Raw genomic sequence first — 21,663 nt, forward strand, 5'->3', positions numbered from 1 at the left:
TTAAAAATTCATATTAAGACTGAAAGTAAACGATTTAGGTATAGGTTGTGCAAACTGATTACTCATTGTTTCAGGATCTAAAAAATTCTTGTAATTAGCACCGAAAACAAACAGATTACGACCTTCGAGAGCAACTGTAGCCGAACGTATACCCAATGTATGAATAAACGTTTCAGGAAGTTTATAACCTACCCGGATATTTTGTAACCTTACATGATCCGAACGTTTCACCCAAGTATCCATCATCTGATATGTCGTGAACAAGTCATAATTCGAATATTCAGCCTTACGTTTTGTGTCGGACAACAATGCAGGGAGATTTGTATTTGTATTCGTAGGTGTCCATCTATTCAATATATCCCGATTTGTATTCATTCCTCGGTCAAACTGAGTTAAGGAATAAGAAGGGGAAACCCTTGAATACATTTTCAAATTAAAAATAAAATTGACTACTACTTCAAAGCGTTTAATATTGAATGTATTCACAAAGCCTCCGGAGAATAGTGGATCACTGGAACCTATATAGGAATACAAGTTACGTTGTTCTTCAGCAGATAATGTACTGGCACCTGCACTATTCAGTTTCAACAGCTCTAATGAGGTTACTTTTTCACCTTCTTTATTATAAAACAAAGGATAACCTTCATCGTCCAGTCCCGCTGATTTATAAGCAAATATAGCACCGACAGGATAACCTTCGCGCCCAGGAGTCGTTTGATTAGCTGGTACAGACTCGCGTAAAACTTTATTTTGATTATATCCCAAATTAAAATTCGTAAACCATGTAAAACCGTTACGATTGATATTACGGGTAGTCAAAGCTACTTCAAAACCGTCATTACGCATACTTGCCCAATTGACAGTAGTAGATATAAAACCCGTTTCAAGAGGTAACATTTGCATAGCAATCAAATCGGTACCTTTACGACGATAATAATCTACCGTAACATTCAAAGCGTTATTAAACAATGCAATATCTGTTCCGAAATTCATAGTCTTTGTCTTTTCCCAACGCAAACGCTTATTAGGTGGAGAATCTAACGAAATTAGTTCTTCAGTTATTCCCGGTAACATACTTATATTCTTATAAGTTCCCATTACATAAGAAGAAGTATTTTTATCTATATTTCCTTGTATCCCATAAGACGCTCTAATCACCAGATTATCGATTCTCTTGAAATTTTTCATGAACGGTTCATTACTGATTCTCCAAAGTCCACTAAATGAATACAATGGTAAGAAGCGATACTTTTTAGAAACCCCAAAAATATCAGAGCCATCAAAACGAACGCTCCCTCCTACTGTATAGCGTTGCAACAAAGAGTAAGAAGCTGTTGAAAAGAAAGAAGCATAGGCATTTTCTACATAAGTTTTAGTATGTAACGGATAACTACGCGCCCAGGATTCATTTGGAAATATCACAGGCTTTGTAGTTAAAGTTTTACGGTCATACCCATAGCCTGTACTATTCAAAGAACTATACCAGGTTTTTCGGATCTCAGTACCTGCCATCATTTCAAATTCATGAATATCGTTATATGAATCACGATATTCAGCCTGAGCTTTCCAGTTTACTTGGGAATTGGTGTTTGCAGCCTCCGTATGTTTTCCACCATCAGGCAAGAATGATTTATATTCATTACCTATCCACATAGAAGTGAACTCTTTATCCTTACGCATAGCATATGTGTCATGATCGGCAACAGATTCTTTAGACACAGCATCTAACTGCAATCCTACCTGAGAAGTAGCTTTAAATTTATCATTAAAACGAAGTTCTACATCAAAGATAGCTGATAAAGCATTAGTAGTTTGTTCGTAAGAGGTATTATCCCTCTCTTCAAATACATTAAATTTCATACCTGCTTCACCTTTTCCCTGAACATTCATATCGTAAATATAATTACCATTTTCGTCAAAAGGCAATTGGTAAGGATTGGCTCTACGAGAGTAATATACCGGATTAGTAAAACCATCCGCATCGGTAAGATTAGATTTATTGGTTCTCCGATTAGCAAATAAAGAAGCTCCTACCTTCAATATCTTATTCACTTTATAAGAAGTTTTCAATACCAAACTCAAACGATTGGCTTCTACCCCCTTCACATTGCCTTTTTCATCATAATAACCCAAAGAGGTATAATAAGTAGCTTTTTCTGAACCACCGGAAAGACTTGCATTATATTCCTGATTGAATGTACCTCTAAAAAGAATATCATTCCAATCGGTATTAATTCCTCTTAAATTTGTTATCTCATTCTGAGCTGCAGTAGAAAGAGCATTCCAACCGCCTGCTTTATAAGCATCAGTTAGCCCATAGCGTGAAATAATACCAGCCACATCTCCTTTATTCTCACGAAAAGTATAATCACTTTGTAGCAATCCAAGTTCCAGATTTACCTTCTCGTCAGAGTTCAACAAATTCAAACGATCAATATCAAATTTAGGAGAGTAAGACAGCTTGGTAGAGAAAGTAATCTGAGGTTTACCAGCCTTACCATTTTTCGTAGTAATCACGATCACACCATTGGCAGCACGTGCACCATAAATGGCCGTTGCTGCAGCATCCTTCAATACTGTAATACTTTCAATATCCGCAGGATTCAAACCCGCAATAGCCGACTGATATATATTGTCTATATCTTTCAAGTCTTCCATTGTCGGAATCTCTGTTCCTGTCATCGGCACACCGTCAAGCACCCAAAGAGGGTCTTGCGTACCATTCAAAGAGGCAGTACCACGAATACGGATCTTAGGAGCTGCCCCAGGAGCTCCCGAAGAAGCAATAGAAGACAATCCGGCTACCTGGCCTGAAAGTGCCTGATCAATGCTCATTACCGAACCAATCTTATCATCTGTAATATCCAGTTTAGTAACCGCAGCTGTCAGTTTGCGGCGTTCAATCGTTTGATATCCTGTTACGACAACCGCATCAAGCATATGCGCCGACGGTTGCAGAACAATCTCATAACTGCTTTTTCCGGCAACCAGATGTATGGTTTGTGATTCATATCCTACATAGCTGCACTGAAGAGTGGTCACTCCATCAGGCACGTTGATAGTGAACTTTCCGTCCATGTCTGTTATCACTCCTAAAGTAGTCTGGGAACTCCCTGCTTTCTTTAGGATCTCTGATGACACAAATACCGAGGCTCCAATCAGAGGCTCTTTGTAATCACCAGCAATAACCACACCTGTGATCTTCCTTTCCGCTGCATTTGCTCCAAAGGCAATGATGCAGCAAAGAGAAAATAATAAATAACTGATTATTCTTTTCATCAATAATTACGAATATAATTTTAATTAGCTACTATTTCAATGATTATTTCAAACCCAGTGCAGTGTTAATGCGCAGAATCATATCTTTATAATGATACTTTGTAGCTGTGTCTGATGTTCCCAGACGACTTTGCAACAAGTCTTTTATACGAAGCAATTCACCGCGTTTCACAGAGATTGCATCTGAAATACGATTCAACTGCGAACCGTAGAAGTTTAATTCGCGACGAGCCCCCATACGATCACTATCTAATGAATGATGTGCATACTCATCACAACTACACGCAGGTTCCTGATGATTCAACAAGAAATGATCATTCATCAGCTTTTTGTTAATCTTTACACCTTCACTTTCGGCAGCAGCAGTAATCAAGGCATCCAGGAAATTCTTCTGCAGCGCACGAGTCATAACGTCAGGTATTGCACCACGTTCGGTAGTAGCAAAAATACTACGATGCAAACCATCCATCAGATCCACAGCAGTAAAAGCCTTCTTACCATTCACCGACTCATTTTCGAGCATACGCATCAAACGATTGTTTGATAACAAATCCCATAGAATATATGATTGTGCATTCTTTAATATCAGCGTAGGAGCATTCTCTACTACACCCAACGGAGTGTTGCGAAGCAAATAAGTGTACTCTCCTACTTCTGTATCAAACAGCCATTTAGGATAAGTCAGAACTTCATCAAGCAAGAATTTCAATGCAGCTTGTTGTTTCTCTTTCTCTACGAAAGTATAAGTCTTCTGGCCATCACCAACAGCCGTATTCTCAATATAGATACCACCAATGTTGGCCATCACATGATAAAGATAGTTGTTCCACTGATTGATAACAGCATAGTACAAACGCGAAGCTTCCTCGTAGGTTTGTCCTTTCTCGCCGGTAGTAGTCCACTGGATAATCTGCGGAACAATACGCTTCAGATTCTCAATACCCAAAAGAGAAGAACGTACTGCATCATCACCTAAATCTTCGTTCTGAGCACGTGGATCTACTGCATCACGTACATCCTGCGCTTCGCTATACTTATAAAGACGGTCAGTATGACGACCTAAGAAATCATAAAGCAGTTCTTTTTCCGCTTCCGGAGTTTCCTTGCCGTACCAACGATATCCGTACTCAATAGCAAAGATATCATACGGACCAATATGCGGAGAAAGCACCGTCACCCCATCACCCGGCTGTGCCACATAGTTGAAACGGGCATAGTCCATGATAGAGGAAGAAGTGGAATTCATACGGTCTGTAAATGACTTGGAACGCAATGAGTCTGTAGGAAATGCCCATGACCCCATCATGTTATGACGAAGTCCCAAAGAGTGACCTACTTCATGGCACGCTACGAAGCGCATAGCATCTCCCATCAGTTCATCAGAGAGTTTCACTCCACGAGCCTCAGGACGGATAGCACCCGTCTGCACCGTAATCCATTCCTGCAACATACCCAATACATTGTGCCACCACATGATATCTGCCTCAAGAATTTCTCCCGAACGCGGATCAAGAATAGACGGTCCCATCGCATTGGCTTTTGTAGAAGCAGCATAAGTCAGCACAGAATAATTCACGTCATCCATATCTATCGTCATGCTATCTGTAACCTCTTTTGCGATAATGGCATTTTTAAAACCGGCACGTTCAAAAGCAATCTGCCAGTCTTCAATACCTTGTTTGATATACTTACGCCAACGGTAGGGAGTAGAATTTTCAATATAAAACACAATCGGTTTAGCAGGTTCTACCAACTCACCACGTAAGTAACGTTCACGATCTTCCGGCTTCGGTTCCAATCGCCAACGAGTGATAAATCTTTTTGTATCCACTCGTTGTTGCCCGTCACTATAGCTCAGTAGCGGATTCGTAAAGTAGCCTACACGTGCATTATCCAGTCTGCCTGTCATTGGTTTCTCCGGAAGAAGCATCAGTGAAGAGCTTACTTCTACAGTGACGTATACGGAAGTGGTTCCTTCTGTTACTTTCGTTGTTAACTCGGAAGTAGCTACCACATTGTTTTCAAATGACTTAATAGAAAGGATCCGTGATAAGTTCTTTATAGAAGATGTACCCAGATTAATATTAGTAAACACATTATTGATGCTTGTTTCCGTACCATCATAAATGTCGTTCACCTTAACAACCATCATTGTTGAGTCATTATTAAACGCCTCAATCTTAAAACCAGCGATCAATGGAGAAATATAATTATCACGTACCGATTGACTGATAGCATCTTCGATAGGTGAAAGAGGCAACGGACGACTCTGACGGATAAGCAACTTATTGGTTGCTTTATCAAGTTCGAAACGTACCATCTGGTTTTCGTAGTTAACGCCACGGTTCACTCCCGCTTCATTCAATTCAGCAGGAACGCGTTGCAGTTTATTCACTACCAACATATCTCTACCCAGCAAACTCGCCGGAACCTCAAAATAATAGTCGTTCTTTTTCTGATATACGTTAAACATACCACGACGAACGATGCTACCATCTCCGGTCAGTTTCTCATACTCATTTTTGGATTTAATACTGTCGTTGGATTCACTTTTCTTTTTCTTGCGGAACCATCCCATAGAATCGGGAGTCGGATTTCCGGCATACAATACAACGGAAGGACCGCACAGGAAAGCACCTGTGGCCACCGTAATCAGCAGGCTTGTTCTAAATTTCATCAAGTTAATCTATCAATTATCAGTTATTTCATTCTACTCTATAGAATAAAGGGGACGACAAAGATAATAAAACTATCAATATGAATCATTATTAGCAACAAGTTTTGACCTTTTTTCTTAATTAAAACGAATTTTACTTGCATTTTCATACAAATGCATCCTGCTTTCTATTACACTTTAACAAAGTTTCTCTAAATTGAAATATAAAAAGAGAAGAGATATCACATATCAATCTGCCAATAATACGAATCAGTAATTGAAATTCTATTTTAACCTAATTGGTTTTAGGGTTTAATAACCTCTGCCGTTACTTTCTCCTGTATTGATAAATTCCTGTCTCATAGAGTAACGTACGAAGTCTCGGTAGGTAACGTTGTTTTAGATGTACATGTAAAGCAGTACGACATGTGCATGTGGGACAGTATGACATGTACATGTGGGACAGTATAACATGTACATGTAAAACAAAACAGGGCACCGAGAAAAAGAATGTTCCTTTTCGAGAAAGACAAAGTACAACACCGGGCAAGGACAATAATACCGTTTAGAGGCATCCCATAGCAAAATTAAGCTGCACCTTCACATAAAAAATAAACTCTTTCATTTTATTCTGCACTCAGTTTGTATTATCTTTGCCTACAAATCGAAACTACATGGAACTCTTAGTATATAAAGCCTCTGCCGGCTCCGGGAAGACTTTTACGCTTGCTGTAGAATACATCAAACTACTTATTCTTAATCCGCGTGCCTACCGCCAAATACTTGCTGTGACCTTTACGAATAAAGCTACGGCCGAAATGAAAGAACGTATTCTCAGCCAGCTTTATGGTATTTGGACTGAAGATCCGGATTCTGATGCTTACCTGAAGCGGATCATAGAAGAAACGGGAAAGCAAACTGATGAAATACGAAAGTCTGCCGGAATAGCTCTTAGCTATATGTTACACGATTACAGTCGTTTTCGTGTAGAAACAATAGACTCTTTCTTCCAGTCCGTGATGCGTAACCTGGCACGCGAACTTGAACTAAGCCCCAATCTGAATATCGAACTGAACAACAGCGAAGTGCTGAGTGATGCAGTAGACAGCATGATTGAAAAACTGGCCCCTACCTCTCCCGTGCTTGCCTGGTTACTGAATTATATCGATGAACGTATTGCAGATGACAAACGCTGGAATGTATCGGAAGAAGTGAAAAGCTTTGGCCGCAATATATTCGACGAAGGATACATAGAAAAGGGGGAAGGATTTCGGCAAAAGCTGATTGAAAATCCGGAAATTATAAAAAACTACCGTCGTGAACTAAAGGAAATGGAGACGGAGGCCCTTGAACAAATGAAAGGCTTCTACGATCAGTTTGAAGGAGAACTGGACGGACATGCATTAACTGCAGACGATCTGAAGAATGGTTCGCGCGGAATAGGAAGCTATTTTCGAAAACTCAATAATGGGATACTTGGTGATGATATCCGTAATACAACGGTAGAAAAATGTTTGAGTGATGAGAAGAACTGGGCAGCAAAAACCTCTCCGCGTTATGAAGATATACTTCGTTTAGCTGCTGACAGTCTGATGCCTTTGCTGAACGAAGCAGAGAAATTCCGGTCCAGGAATAACAAGATCGTAAACAGTTGCCGGCTCTCCATGCAACATCTCAACAAAGTGCAGCTACTGGCCAATATAGACGAAGAAGTACGCCAACTGAACCGGGAAAATAACCGCTTTCTATTATCAGATACCAATGCCCTACTCCACCAATTGGTCAAAGACGGTGACTCTTCTTTTGTATTCGAAAAGATAGGAACGAATATCCGAAACGTAATGATAGATGAGTTTCAGGATACCAGCCGGATGCAATGGGGAAATTTCAAATTGTTATTATTGGAAGGACTCTCCCAGGGAGCCGACAGTTTGATAGTAGGTGATGTGAAACAATCTATTTATCGTTGGAGAAATGGTGACTGGGGAATACTTAACGGATTGAATGACCGGATAGAACACTTTCCGATTCGTGTGGAAACACTAAAGATCAACCGAAGAAGCGAAACGAATGTCATACGGTTTAACAACGAACTATTTACAGCTGCAGTAGAGTACCTGAACACTCTGTATAAAAGTGAATTGAACACCGACTGTGAAGCGTTGCAAAAAGCCTATTCGGACGTAGCACAAGAATCTCCTAAAGAGAAACAGATGGGATACGTCAAAGTCTCTTTCCTTGAACCGGATGAAGAGCATGACTACACAGAAAAAACACTTATAAGCCTGGGTGAAGAAGTGGAACAGTTGCTGAGCTCAGGAGTGAAGCAGAACGATATCGCCATTCTTGTCCGCAAAAATAAAAGTATCCCCCGCATTGCAGACTATTTTGACAAAACACTACAATACAAAATTGTATCTGATGAAGCCTTTCGGCTGGATGCTTCGCTTGCCATCTGTATGATGATAGATGCACTGCGCTACCTTTCTGATCCGGAAAACCGGATAGCAAGGGCTTCACTAATTATGAATTACCAATTAAAAATTAAAGGTTTTGAGGGAGAATTGGATGCATTGCTTACAGGAGCACCCAAAGAGTTATTACCGGAAGCTTTTATTGAAAACATAAAGACTCTAAGGTTAATGCCTCTTTATGAGTTGCTGGAAGAGCTATTCAGTATCTTCGAAATGAACCGTATCAGTGCTCAGGATGCTTACCTGTTTGCTTTCTTTGATGCTGTAACAGATTATCTGCAAAGCAATTCTTCTGAGTTGGATAGTTTTATCCGCTTCTGGGAGGAAACATTATGCAACAAGACTATTCCCAGTGGAGAGATAGAAGGAATCCGTATCTTCTCAATTCATAAGTCGAAGGGATTGGAATTTCACACAGTACTCCTGCCTTTCTGTGACTGGAAAATGGAAAATGAGACCAATAATCAGCTCGTGTGGTGTACTCCGGCAGCAGCACCATTCAATGAGCTTGATATCGTCCCCGTCAACTACTCTACACAGATGGCGGAGTCCGTATACCGGGAAGACTACCTGCAAGAACGCCTGCAACTATGGGTGGATAATCTGAATCTGCTTTACGTAGCCTTTACCCGTGCCGGAAAAAATCTGATAGTATGGAGTCGAAAAGGACAACGCAATACAATGTCGGAATTACTCACTGCAGCCCTACCAGAAGTAGCGCGCAGAAATGGGACAGAATGGGACGGAGAAGAACCCTATGAACAAGGAGAACTTTGTCCCTCTTCGGAAGAGAAGAAAAAAATATCTGCCAACAAGCTTACCCGGAAAGCAGAGAAACTGCCGGTCAGAATGGAGTCCATGCGGCATGAGATAGAGTTCCGGCAATCCAACCGCTCAGCGGACTTCATCAAAGGAATTGAGGAAGAAGAATCGGATGACCGCTTTATCAATCGCGGACGGTTGCTACATACTCTGTTCTCGGCTATTGAAACAGAAAAAGACATTGATACGGCCATAGAAAGATTGATCTTTGAAGGGGTTATTGGCAGCAGGGAAATGGAAGAAGAAGTGAGAAAGCTAACACGAAAAGCATTCGCCCTGCCAGAGATACAGGACTGGTACTCGGGATGTTGGCAATTGTTCAATGAATGTGCCATTATATATAAGGAAGACGGAGTATTGCAAACCCGCCGTCCGGACAGGGTAATGATGCGGAACGGGCAAGTAGTGGTAGTGGACTTCAAATTTGGTAAACCCAATAAGAAATATAATAAACAGGTACAAGGATACATGCAATTACTAACGAGGATGGGATATACCAATATTACAGGGTATCTGTGGTATGTAGACGAAGAATTAATTCAAAAAGTGGAAAAGAGATGAATACTGTTCCCATCATAGGTATCAGCAGACATCGGCTTGCAACAGACGGAAAAGGCGTAACCACCCTGGTCGCTTTTCATGGATGTCCGTTGCGGTGCAAATATTGTTTGAACCCACAATCATTGCAACCTGCCGGAATATGGAAACACTATGATTGTCTGCAGGTATATGAGGAAGTAAAAATAGACGAACTTTATTTTATAGCTACCGGAGGAGGTGTTACTTTCGGCGGAGGAGAGCCTTTACTGCAAAGTGATTTCATCTGTGATTTCCGCGAACTATGCGGACCGCAATGGCAACTTACAGTAGAAACATCTATGAATGTATCACAAAAGCAGATAGAAAAACTATTACCCGTAATAGATCATTATATCATAGATATCAAAGACATGAACTGTGATATTTATAAACAATACACAGGAAAAGAGAATCAACAGGTAATTAGTAATCTCCACTGGCTCATATCACAGGGAAAGGCAGAACAAATTACAGTCAGGATACCACATATCCCGTCATATAATACATCTTTGGATATGGAAAAGAGCATGTATCAATTGAAGGAATTGGGTCTATCTCACTTTGATCAGTTTATATACCACACTTAAAAACAAAAGACAGTCATGAAAAGAGGAAAACAGACTTGCAGAATCCTAAAAGAGATTCGCCGGCAAATTGCCGAAGTAAATGACATAGAGTTTATTACTTCTGAATGCCAGTATCAGGGAGACTGTCTGGGTACTTGCCCGAAGTGTGAAACAGAAGTTCGTTATCTCGAACAACAACTGGAACGGAAGAGAATGGCAGGAAAAGCAATCACAATACTGGGAATATCGGCCGGAGTTATGACCATGAATGCACAAAATACAAATTCTTCCAAATGTCAATCTCCTAAAGATACAATAGAAACAATAGTCCAAGGAAGTGATACTTTGGCAATCCCCAAAAAGGTTCCAACCTCCCAACCAGTAGCAGAAGAAGCAGAAGAAGAGGAAGACTTTTTATTAGGCTATATAAATGAAACTATGCCGCAGTTTCCGGGAGGAAATGCTGCACTGATGAAGTTCATTGCAGAAAACTATCAATACCCTACCACTCTACAAGACTCCAATATAGTAGGACGAGTTATCGTCCAATTCACAATAGATAAAGAGGGATATGTGGTCGAGCCTAAAGTAGTACGTTCTTTGCATCCGGATTTAGATAAAGAAGCTCTGAGAGTAATTAGACTTCTCCCCCAATGGAAACCTGCAAGCCAGAGAGGAATACCTGTATGTGTCAAATATACAGTTCCTGTGACATTTAAACAAAAACCGTTATAATTAATTCACATATAGTAAAACAACTATGAAAAGAGGAAAGCAAACTTGCAGAATCCTAAAAGAAATTCGCCGGCAAATTGCCGAAGCAAATGACATAGAGTTTATTACTTCCGAATGCCAGTATCAGGGAGACTGTCTGGGTACTTGTCCGAAATGTGAAACAGAAGTTCGTTATCTCGAACAACAACTGGAACGGAAGAGATTGGCAGGAAAAGCAATTACGGTATTGGGAATATCGGCCGGAGTTATGACCATGAATGCACAAAATTCAAATATAGATTCTATCCAAAAGCAAAGTCTAACTGACATAATAGAAATTGTATCAACAGAGGTATCTGGCACAAATAACACAGACTCATTATTTGTAATAAAAGGAATTGTTACAGATAGCATGAGGAATCCAATTACTGGTGTACTCATTATTGAGAAAGGAACTAAAAATGGAACAGTGACAGACGAATTCGGAAACTTCACATTAAAAGTCTCAGGGAAACATCCATTGGTCGTTCAATCTATAGGCTTTCAGTCTCAGGAAATTGAGATACAAAAAACAGCTTATATACAAGTGGTACTCCAAGAAGATAGTACTCTAATGATGGGAGAAATATTAGTGGTAAATACCAAGAAGAAATCACAGAAAAAAAAGATACTTACTACCTGTGTAAGCGAGACCATGCCGGAGTTTCCAGGAGGAAATACCGCATTAATGAGCTTTATACAGCAAAACATACAATATCCAGATCCTGATATTTGTATTACAGGAAAGGTTATAGTACAGTTTATCATATCAACAGACGGCAATATTACAAATGCTAAAATTGTACGAGGTGTTCATCCTAAATTTGACAAAGAAGCGTTACGTGTAGTCAAACTCATGCCAAAATGGAAGCCCGGTACCCAAAAAGGAAAACCAGTAGCCATGGAATACACAATACCTGTCAGTTTCAGATATCAATAGTTATATTCAAAGTATGAAAACATTTCTCCAACTGGTCGCTCAAGACCTTCATAGCAAAATAGGAAACGATTTATCGCGTGTAGCAATCGTTTTCCCCAACAAACGTGCAAGTTTGTTCTTCAACGAACATTTGGCTTCACAATCCGATCATCCTATCTGGTCTCCTGCTTATGTCAGCATTAGCGAATTGTTCCAGCAACTGTCCGATCAGAAACTGGGAGATCCCATCCGCTTGGTGTGTGAGTTGTATAAGATTTTTCGTGAGGAAACAAAAAGTGAAGAATCTCTGGACGACTTCTACTTTTGGGGGGAACTACTTATCAGTGACTTTGATGATGTAGACAAAAATCTTGTAGATGCAGATAAACTCTTTACCAATCTGCAGGATCTGAAAAATATTATGGATGATTTCGACTTTCTGGATAAAGAACAGGAGGATGCTATTCGTCAATTTTTCCAGAACTTCTCCATAGAAAAACATACCAAACTGAAAGAGAAATTTATTTCTCTTTGGGACAAGCTTGGGGACATTTATCGGAGCTACCGTTCACAACTTGCCTCTTTAGGTATTGCTTACGAAGGAATGCTCTACCGTAATGTCATTGAAGCACTTGATACGAATGCTTTGCGGTATGACAAATATGTATTCGTAGGTTTTAATGTGCTCAACAAAGTGGAAACCCGCTTCTTCTCCCTACTGCAAGAGGCAGGTAAAGCACTTTTCTATTGGGACTATGATTTGTTTTACACCCGTCTGCCCCAGCAAAGACATGAAGCAGGCGAGTTTATTCTTCGTAATCTGGAGAAGTTTCCGAATGAACTTCCCGAAACTGTATTCGATTGTCTGCGTCATCCCAAGAAAGTACGTTTCATCTCTTCTCCCACAGAAAATGCCCAGGCACGCTATCTTCCGGAATGGGTCAGAGATACATTGTTAAACAAAGATCTTCAAGAAAAGCCTTGCGAAGAAAAAGAAAACGCAGTAGTACTTTGCAATGAATCTTTATTACTTCCTGTCCTGCACTCTATTCCGTCAGAAGTAAAAAACGTCAATATCACTATGGGATTCCCATTGGCACAGACCCCGGTTTATAGTTTTATCAATGCTGTCGTTGAGTTGCAAACAACCGGTTATCATTCTGAGACTGGTCGTTACAGCTATGACACCGTACAGGCCGTACTAAAGCATCCCTATACCCGCCAAATCTCTCTCAAAGCCGAACCATTGGAACGTGAACTGACAAAGACCAACCGCTTCTATCCTCTGCCTACAGAACTGAAGCAGGATGATTTTCTATCACTGCTCTTCACCCCAAGAAGTGGTATCCGGGCAATCTGTCTTTACATTACAGAGTTACTGAAAGAAGTATCCACCCTCTATCGCCAGGAATCGGAGCAGGATGATATTTTTAATCAACTCTATCGTGAGTCATTGTTCAAGAGCTACACAATGGTAAATCGCCTGCTCAACCTGATTGAGAACGGAGAGTTACAAATACGTATCGATACTTTGAAGCGCCTGCTTAGCCGTATCCTGAATGCAGCTAACATCCCATTCCACGGTGAACCGGCTATCGGCATGCAGGTAATGGGAGTACTCGAAACCCGTAATCTCGACTTCCGTAATCTCATCATACTTTCGCTCAACGAAGGGCAATTACCTAAGTCCAGCGGTGAATCTTCCTTCATCCCTTACAATCTCCGTAAGGCTTTTGGTATGACAACCATTGAACACAAGAATGCAGTATATGCTTATTACTTCTATCGCCTTATACAGCGGGCAGAGAATGTAACATTGGTATATAACACCTCGTCAGACGGCTTGAACCGCGGAGAATGGTCACGTTTTATGTTACAGTTCCTTGTAGAATGGCCACACGACATCAGCCGGGAATTTCTTGAAGCCGGTCAGTCACCACAAAGCAGCCGTGATATCTGTATTGAAAAAACACCGGAAATATTGAATCGCCTCCGCAATACATACAACTTCGAATCTAATCCCAAAGCATTTGCTCTCTCTCCATCGGCGCTCAATGCCTATCTGGATTGTCGCCTGCGTTTTTATTATCGCTATGTAGCCGGGCTAAAAACTCCCGATGAGGTAAGTGCGGAAATAGACTCAGCCCTGTTTGGTACCATTTTCCACCGTTCAGCGGAACTTACTTACGGTGATTTAAGTGCTAACGGCAAAGAGATAAGAAAAGAAGATTTAGAACGCCTTCTACGTGATGATGTTCGTTTGCAAGGATACGTAGATCGTGCCTTCAAAGAAGAATTCTTCCATGTTGATCTCAACGAACAACCGGAATACAATGGAGTGCAATTAATAAACTCCAAGGTAATAGGCTCATATCTTCGGCAACTGTTACGCAATGACCTGCAATATACACCTTTCTCTATGGTAGGTATGGAAAAGAAGGTACAGGAAGAAGTGACAGTAAATACTCCTGAAAGTCCGATAAAAATACGGATAGGCGGAACCATCGACCGTATGGATTGCAAAGGTGATACACTTCGTATTGTTGATTACAAAACAGGAGGAAGCCCCAAAACACCAACAAACATTGAACAACTGTTCACTCCCGCCGAAGGAAGACCGAATTATATCTTTCAGACCTTTTTGTATGCAGCCATCATGAGCAGGCAGCAATCCCTAAAAGTAGCTCCTGCCCTACTCTATATTCATCGGGCTGCTAATGAAAACTATTCTCCCGTTATCGAAATGGGTGAACCTCGGAAGCCAAAGATACCAGTCAATAACTTTGCCTTCTTTGAAGACGAATTCCGGGAACGGTTACAAACTCTGTTGGAAGAAATCTTTGGGAATGAAACGCCCTTTACCCAAACAGAAAACACGAAAGTCTGCGAATATTGCGACTTCCGTGCTTTGTGCAAAAGGTAAAGATCTCAACGCAACGAGGCCATCACCAACCGGATATCTGCATACGACACGTCATCGCCTAAGCCTGCTTTTATAAGCGTAATGCTTGGGGCATCGGCGTGTTGTTGTAGATACTGTGTTATTTTATTAACCTTCTCTTGTGGGACCAGATCATTAATTCTAATTACTCCTGAACGTACATAATGTTCCAGATGTCCGGCTATCGTACCGGTTACCAATTCACGGGCCTTAGCGATCTCCTCAATGTTCATGCCTTGACGGAACATAGAGAAGCTCACCTCTTTCGTATCTTGCTTAGGAGTTTTAACTATTACTGTTGCATCCGGCTTTGTGGTAACTATCTCCTCTTTTATCTTTTTCTTAGAGGGCTCTGGCATCTCAGGACGTTCCACATTGTTCTCTTTCACATAGTTATTTACCATATTCAGTAATACATCCCCATATTTCTCGGCGCCCTTCTTTCCAAAATAAGGAATACGAACCAGAGAGGGCACATCCACCGGCAACAAATTGACAATACCCAATATGGCTTTCTGTTGGATAATTGTATACACAGGAACTCCTGCCTGTGCGGCTTCTGAGTTTCGCCAGGCTATCAATTGTTTATAGAGCTCAGGATGAAGAATATCGGTAGGAACTTCTATCTTATCGGCTCTCTGTCCTCCTCTCTCCCTCTTTCCTTCTCCTCTCTCTCGTCTCCCCTCACCATTCTCTTCTGTGATCGTCAATATAGCTTTCTGTTTCAAATAGGTTGATACGGAAAAGCCATGTTCCTCCGTTGAGAGCAGAGTTCCCTTTTTTACATGCAATGCCACCCGCAACACACCTAAAGCCTCGGTGATTTTCTTCTTTACCTCTTTATTATCTGTCTGTACTTTGGTTTCAGAGACCAAAGGAAAGACTATCTCCTCCAATTTTTCTCTAAAATAACGGGCACCGGATATTAAACGGCTCTGTAATTGCCGATCACCCACATAATCATCTGTCGCATTCACCAATTCTGTATACTGTAATCGAAAAGTATCTCCTACCTTCGTTATGTTTGCCTTATATAACTCATAAGTTTCTTTATATCGTTCCAACAACTTGGGATAAAGACGATAAAGATGTTCATCCAACAAGCGAAGTACCAATGCAAAATGCCGTTCCAACGAATGAAAGTCAAACTGCTCGCAAAGTAATTCATAAAAATACTGGCGTTGCAACTTATTCAACTTCTGCCGATCCGGAGACAACGCTTCCACCTCACGCGTAAAGTGATCTATTGTATCATCACTGATTATTGCCTCTTGTCTTAGCGGAGAACCCAACACCAATCCTTCCAGACTTTTACAGCGACTCAATGCCACATACACTTGTCCATGAGCAAAGGAAGCATTCGCATCAATGATAGCCCGCTCAAAAGTAAGCCCCTGGCTCTTATGGATAGTGATAGCCCATGCCAAACGAACAGGATACTGTCGGAAACGTCCCTCTACCTCTTCTGTTATCTCTTTCGTTACGGGGTTCAAGGTATATTTACTATTTGTCCACTCCTCAGTCTCTAAAAGAAAAGATTCTGCATCTCCATTACCACGCACCCTAATGCCATCTTTACATACGTCTGTCACCAACCCGATCTTACCATTATAAAACCGATGCTCACCCGAAGAATCATTCTTAATAAACATAATCTGTGCCCCTTTCTTCACCGTCAATATTTCATCGGCAGGATAAGCAGACTCAGGGAATGTACCTTCCGTCTTTGCACGAAAACTATAAGGTTGTCCCGGCAACGCTATCAGCTGGCGGTCATTATATTGCTGAGCCTGGTAATTATGAGTAGTCAAACGGATATAACCCTCTTCTTCTCTGGGACGAAAACCGGGAAGATAACGTTTGTTGAGTTCGGCAAGTACTGACTCATCCGCTGTATTCTCCCGTATCTTATTCAAAAGATTCAAAAAAGTACTATCACTCTGACGATATACTTTTTTCAATTCAATCGTGACATATTCTGTCTCTCTCAAAGTGCGGCTACCAAAAAAGAAAGCAGTATCATAATACGGACTCAACAATTGCCAGTCTTCTTCTTTCACCACAGGAGCCAACTGCTGTAAGTCTCCGATCATCAGGATTTGTACACCACCAAAAGGTTTATGGCGATCACGATATTGCCGTAGTACTGCATCGATAGCATCCAGAAGATCTGCACGTACCATACTGACCTCATCAATCACCAACAGATCCATACTACGTATAATGTTAATCTTCTCTTTACCGAATTTATGAAAAGTTTGTGCCGACATAAACTTTGTATCGGGCACATAAGGTGCAAAAGGAAGCTGGAAGAAAGAGTGTATTGTCACTCCACCGGCATTGATAGCAGCAATCCCGGTAGGTGCTACAACTACCATACGTTTTGGCGATTTTGCTTTCAACTCTCTGAGAAAAGTAGTCTTTCCGGTTCCAGCTTTTCCGGTAAGAAACAGGTGGGTACCAGTATTTTCTATAAACTGCCAGGCAAGTTGTATTTCGAAATTGGTTTCCATGTATATAGTTTTTCCGTCAAAGATACTGAAATTTACAGTACCCCTGCCCCTGTAGTAAGAAAATATTAATATAAATGAAACAGAAATGTAATACTGTATGCAATTTCATTTCACAAAGCTATCCCTATCTTTGCAAACATCATTTATAAAACACAATTTTCATGGATTTTATTCAATTTATTATCGATTTCATTTTACATATCGATGTCCATTTAGCCGAACTTATAGCTCAATATGGAATATGGGTATATGCTATCTTATTCCTGATTATCTTTTGTGAAACAGGGTTAGTTGTTACCCCGTTCCTTCCGGGTGACTCACTACTGTTTGTAGCCGGTGCACTAGGCTCACTCCCTACAAACAATATTAATGTACATATAATGGCACTGGCATTGATACTGGCAGCCATCCTTGGAGATTCGTCCAACTATCTGATAGGACGATTCTTCGGAGAGAAATTATTCAGTAACCGGGACTCCAAAATATTCAAACAAAGTTATCTGGAAAAGACACATGGCTTCTACGAGAAGTACGGAGGAAAAACAATTATCTTAGCCCGTTTTGTACCAATAGTACGTACCTTCGCTCCTTTTGTGGCAGGTATGGGACATATGAACTACAGGCATTTTTCCGTCTTTAATGTAACCGGAGGTATAATATGGGTAGTAATTTTCATCTATGCAGGCTATTTCTTCGGTGGCCTACCTTTTGTTCAGGAAAACCTTAAATTACTCATTCTGGGGATTATTGTAGTATCCGTACTCCCAGGAGTTATTGAAGTAATAAGGAACAAGAGAAGTAAATAAACAAATACAGAGTAAGCCTATTGATAAAAATAAAGAGCAATGTAACACAATCACATTGCTCTTTATTTTTATCAATCAGTCTCCTTTACTATTTCATCGATCCACCTATAATATCCAGCAGTTCATTCGTAATAGCTTGCTGGCGTCCCTTATTATATTGCTTCGTCAGATCCTGAATCAGTTCATTTGCATTGTCCGTAGCTACCTGCATTGCCAACGTACGCGCAGCATGTTCAGATGCATTAGAGTCCATTGCAGCCGTAAAGAGTTTCTGTTTCAATACCTTCGGAATAAGATCAGCTATAAATTGCTCTCTCGAAGGCTCTACGATATAATCCTTTACCACTTTATCTTCCTCTATATCTTCTTCATGCTCCTCCTCTATTTGTGTCAGATCAATAGGTAAATAACGTTCCCGGAGCAGCTCCTGTACTCCCATCGACTTAAAATGATGATAGATCAACTCTACCCGGTCTATCTCTTTGGATACAAAAAGTTCCATCAGACGTTCGGCCAGTGCAGCTGCTTCCTGATAAGTCGGTTTATCCGCTAACTGCTGGTAACTTCCTTTGGGAACAAACCCCATCTTCTTCACAGCCTCTTCTACCTTGCGTCCAACCGGATAAATAAAAATATTATCTTGTCCCAGTTTACGATATTCGCCAACTGTATGTAGAAACATTTTAATAACATTGGCATTGAAAGCTCCGCACAGCGAACTATTGGATGAAAACATGACAATAGCTACGCGTTTTACCTCTCTTCCTTGAATGTAAGGCGACTCTATAGAGAGTTCGCCACTAAGAAAGTTGCGCAAAATCTTATTCATCTGCCTTTGATAAGGCAACATATTTCCAATGGCTCCCTGTGCTTTATGCAATTTGGCAGAAGCCACCATCTTCATTGCTGAAGTGATCTTTCGTGTACTCTGTACCGAATTTATTCTGGTTTTTACTTCTTTAAGTGAAGCCATATTCTTTAGTAGTTAGAAGTTAGTAGTAAGTAGTTAGTAGTCAAGCAGTAAACAGTTAAATAGTAAGTAGCAGATAGTTTAGCGTTAAATACCGCAGTAGTATCCTACTTACTACTTAACTACTTGACTACTTAACTACTGAATAAATTGTTTAGCCACCATCTCTGCTGTTTCCCTGATACCTTTCTCTACATTTTCGTCAATGACACCTGCTTTGAGTACATCAAGTACATCTGCCTGATGATTAATGGCAAGACTCTCCTGAAAGCTACGTTCAAAATCTTCTACCTTATCAAGAGGAACATTACGCAATAGCCCATGAACACCGCAATACAGAATTGCAATTTGTTTCTCTACCGACATCGGACTATACTGCGGCTGTACAAGCAAACGGGTATTCTTCTGCCCCTTATCGATTATATGAGCAGTCACAGGATCCATATCGCCACTAAACTTCGTAAACGCTTCCAACTCCCGGTATTGTGCCTGGTCAATCTTCAATGTCCCAGCCACCTTCTTCATGGCTTTAATCTGTGCATTACCTCCTACACGCGATACAGAAATACCTACATTGATAGCCGGACGATTACCTTGGTTAAACAGATCAGTATCAAGGAAAATCTGTCCGTCGGTAATTGAAATCACATTAGTAGGAATATAAGCAGATACGTCACCGGCTTGCGTCTCGATAATCGGTAAGGCAGTCAAAGACCCACCCCCTTTTACCAATCCTTTCAAGCTATCAGGAAGATCATTCATTTCACGGGCTACTTCCTCCTGGTTGATAATCTTGGCAGCACGCTCCAACAAACGTGAATGCAGATAGAAGATATCTCCCGGATAAGCTTCACGACCAGACGGACGACGAAGGATCAGAGATACTTCACGATAAGCAACCGCCTGCTTGGAAAGGTCATCATAAACCACCAATGCATCCCGACCGGTATCACGGAAATACTCCCCGATAGCAGCACCGGAGAACGGTGAGAAATATTGCAAGGCAGCAGGATCACCAGCTGTAGCAGCAACTACAATCGTGTAATCCATTGCACCATATTCACGCAATGTATTTACAATAGAAGCAACAGTAGAACCTTTCTGCCCAATAGCAACATAGATACAATATACAGGTTTACCGGCCAGATAATTATCGCGCTGGTTGATTATAGTATCAATAGCAATGGCTGTCTTACCTGTTTGGCGGTCTCCAATAATCAACTCACGTTGCCCACGACCGATAGGGATCATAGCATCAACTGCTTTCAGCCCGGTCTGCAACGGTTGATTTACCGGCTGACGAAAAATAACTCCCGGCGCTTTACGCTCCAGTGGCATTTCATACAACTGTCCTCCAATCGTACCTTTACCATCCAATGGTTCCCCCAACGGATCAATAACACGCCCTAACATGCCCTCTCCTACACGGATAGAAGCAATACGTTTGGTACGTTTGACGATATAGCCCTCTTTGATTTTATCTGTAGGTCCCAATAACACAGCACCCACATTATCTTCTTCCAGATTCATCACAATGGCTTTAATACCATTGTCAAACTCCAGCAATTCATTCGCTTCGGCATTGCGCAATCCATAGATACGCGCCACACCATCACTGACCTGCAACACTGTACCTATCTCATCAAGTTGCACGCGTGTATCAATGCCTTCAAGCTGACGGCGCAGAATATCGGAGACTTCGCTTACTTTTATATTTTCAGACATGGTTCTATTTACAATTTGATAATTTACAATTTACAATTTACAATTTACACTCTTACCACATGGCGAATTGTAAATTGTAAATCGTCCAATTGTAAATTATACGATTCTTCTGTTCTTATCAATAAATTGTTGTTTCACTCGTTTCAGCTGGGTAGTTATACTGGCATCAAGACGATAATCATTGACATCGAATATAAAACCACCTTCAATAGACGGGTCTATTACGGTTTCCAGTTCCATTTGGGCATGAAGAATCATACCTGCAGAGTTACGTATCCGTTCTTCTGTCTCTTTGTTGACCGCTACTGCCGTAGTAAGCCTACCCACTCCAATGTGTTTCAACTTCCGGTATAAATCCAGAAAAGATAAACAGATAAACTGCAGAAACTGTTCCCTGTTGTTTTTCAATACCAAAGTGACGAAACGTGAAAACTCACGACTGACTTTCTTATCACCGGTAGCTGCCGTACAAATCAATGAATACTTCTCCCGAATGTTCAAAACAGGATTTGCCAAAGCTTCCCTTAGACGGGGAACTGCACAAAGGCTCTTCGACAACATTTTCATCTCTCTGTAAAGCACATCTTCCGTATGTTTTTCCTTCGCATATTCAATCAGTGCTTTGGCATAACGCATTGAAACAATTCCTATATCCATACT

Annotated in this window: 12 protein-coding genes; 6 read left to right on the forward strand and 6 right to left on the reverse strand. The window is 40.9% G+C overall.

Annotation, left to right across the window (positions count from 1 at the left end; all coding sequences use genetic code 11):
* Together VCM39_RS11945 and VCM39_RS11950 are read right to left on the reverse strand one after the other, a co-directional pair.
* Window positions 1-3,279: a SusC/RagA family TonB-linked outer membrane protein gene (locus VCM39_RS11945; RefSeq protein WP_221648927.1), complete on the reverse strand. Its 3,279-nt coding sequence runs from the start codon at window positions 3,277-3,279 to the stop codon at window positions 1-3.
* Between the two features lie 43 nt (window positions 3,280-3,322).
* Complete coding sequence (locus VCM39_RS11950; RefSeq protein ID WP_322932610.1) at window positions 3,323-5,956, reverse strand: zinc-dependent metalloprotease; 2,634 nt, start codon at window positions 5,954-5,956, stop codon at window positions 3,323-3,325.
* 653 nt (window positions 5,957-6,609) lie between these two features.
* Between VCM39_RS11950 and VCM39_RS11955 the strand changes: the two genes are divergently transcribed.
* The 5 genes from VCM39_RS11955 to VCM39_RS11975 are packed head-to-tail and all read left to right on the forward strand — an operon-like array spanning window position 6,610 to window position 14,971.
* On the forward strand, window positions 6,610-9,792 hold the full coding sequence (locus tag VCM39_RS11955; RefSeq protein WP_322932609.1) for a UvrD-helicase domain-containing protein: 3,183 nt from the start codon (window positions 6,610-6,612) through the stop codon (window positions 9,790-9,792).
* A complete protein-coding gene (locus VCM39_RS11960; protein WP_002560645.1) occupies window positions 9,789-10,397 on the forward strand; it encodes a radical SAM protein in 609 nt (202 codons plus the stop codon). Before VCM39_RS11955 ends, VCM39_RS11960 begins: the two co-directional genes overlap by 4 nt.
* A 15-nt stretch (window positions 10,398-10,412) precedes the next feature.
* Window positions 10,413-11,111, forward strand: coding sequence for an energy transducer TonB (locus tag VCM39_RS11965; protein WP_195349704.1), 699 nt, complete (start codon window positions 10,413-10,415; stop codon window positions 11,109-11,111).
* Between the two features lie 25 nt (window positions 11,112-11,136).
* On the forward strand, window positions 11,137-12,069 hold the full coding sequence (locus VCM39_RS11970) for an energy transducer TonB (RefSeq protein ID WP_221648932.1): 933 nt from the start codon (window positions 11,137-11,139) through the stop codon (window positions 12,067-12,069).
* A gap of 13 nt (window positions 12,070-12,082) precedes the next feature.
* Entirely contained in the window at window positions 12,083-14,971 is a 2,889-nt protein-coding gene (locus VCM39_RS11975; protein WP_322932608.1) for a PD-(D/E)XK nuclease family protein, read from the forward strand.
* A gap of 5 nt (window positions 14,972-14,976) precedes the next feature.
* Here VCM39_RS11975 and VCM39_RS11980 read toward each other — a convergent pair whose 3' ends face one another.
* Complete coding sequence (locus tag VCM39_RS11980) at window positions 14,977-17,502, reverse strand: helix-turn-helix domain-containing protein (protein WP_322932607.1); 2,526 nt, start codon at window positions 17,500-17,502, stop codon at window positions 14,977-14,979.
* A gap of 170 nt (window positions 17,503-17,672) precedes the next feature.
* Between VCM39_RS11980 and VCM39_RS11985 the strand changes: the two genes are divergently transcribed.
* Window positions 17,673-18,308, forward strand: coding sequence for a DedA family protein (locus VCM39_RS11985; RefSeq protein WP_196811942.1), 636 nt, complete (start codon window positions 17,673-17,675; stop codon window positions 18,306-18,308).
* Window positions 18,309-18,396: 88 nt separating this feature from the next.
* Here VCM39_RS11985 and VCM39_RS11990 read toward each other — a convergent pair whose 3' ends face one another.
* The 3 genes from VCM39_RS11990 to VCM39_RS12000 form a co-directional block, all read right to left on the reverse strand.
* Window positions 18,397-19,281, reverse strand: coding sequence for a F0F1 ATP synthase subunit gamma (locus VCM39_RS11990; RefSeq protein ID WP_289292138.1), 885 nt, complete (start codon window positions 19,279-19,281; stop codon window positions 18,397-18,399).
* Window positions 19,282-19,416: 135 nt separating this feature from the next.
* Window positions 19,417-21,003: a F0F1 ATP synthase subunit alpha gene (atpA, locus tag VCM39_RS11995; protein ID WP_221648938.1), complete on the reverse strand. Its 1,587-nt coding sequence runs from the start codon at window positions 21,001-21,003 to the stop codon at window positions 19,417-19,419.
* A 96-nt stretch (window positions 21,004-21,099) separates the two neighbouring features.
* The gene (locus VCM39_RS12000; protein ID WP_221648939.1) at window positions 21,100-21,660 is read right to left on the reverse strand and encodes a F0F1 ATP synthase subunit delta; all 561 of its coding nucleotides are present in this window, start codon (window positions 21,658-21,660) and stop codon (window positions 21,100-21,102) included.
* Between the last annotated feature and the right edge of the window lie 3 nt (window positions 21,661-21,663).

The sequence above is a fragment of the Bacteroides mucinivorans genome (genome assembly GCF_034654355.2).
GTDB classification, from domain to species: domain Bacteria; phylum Bacteroidota; class Bacteroidia; order Bacteroidales; family Bacteroidaceae; genus Bacteroides; species Bacteroides nordii.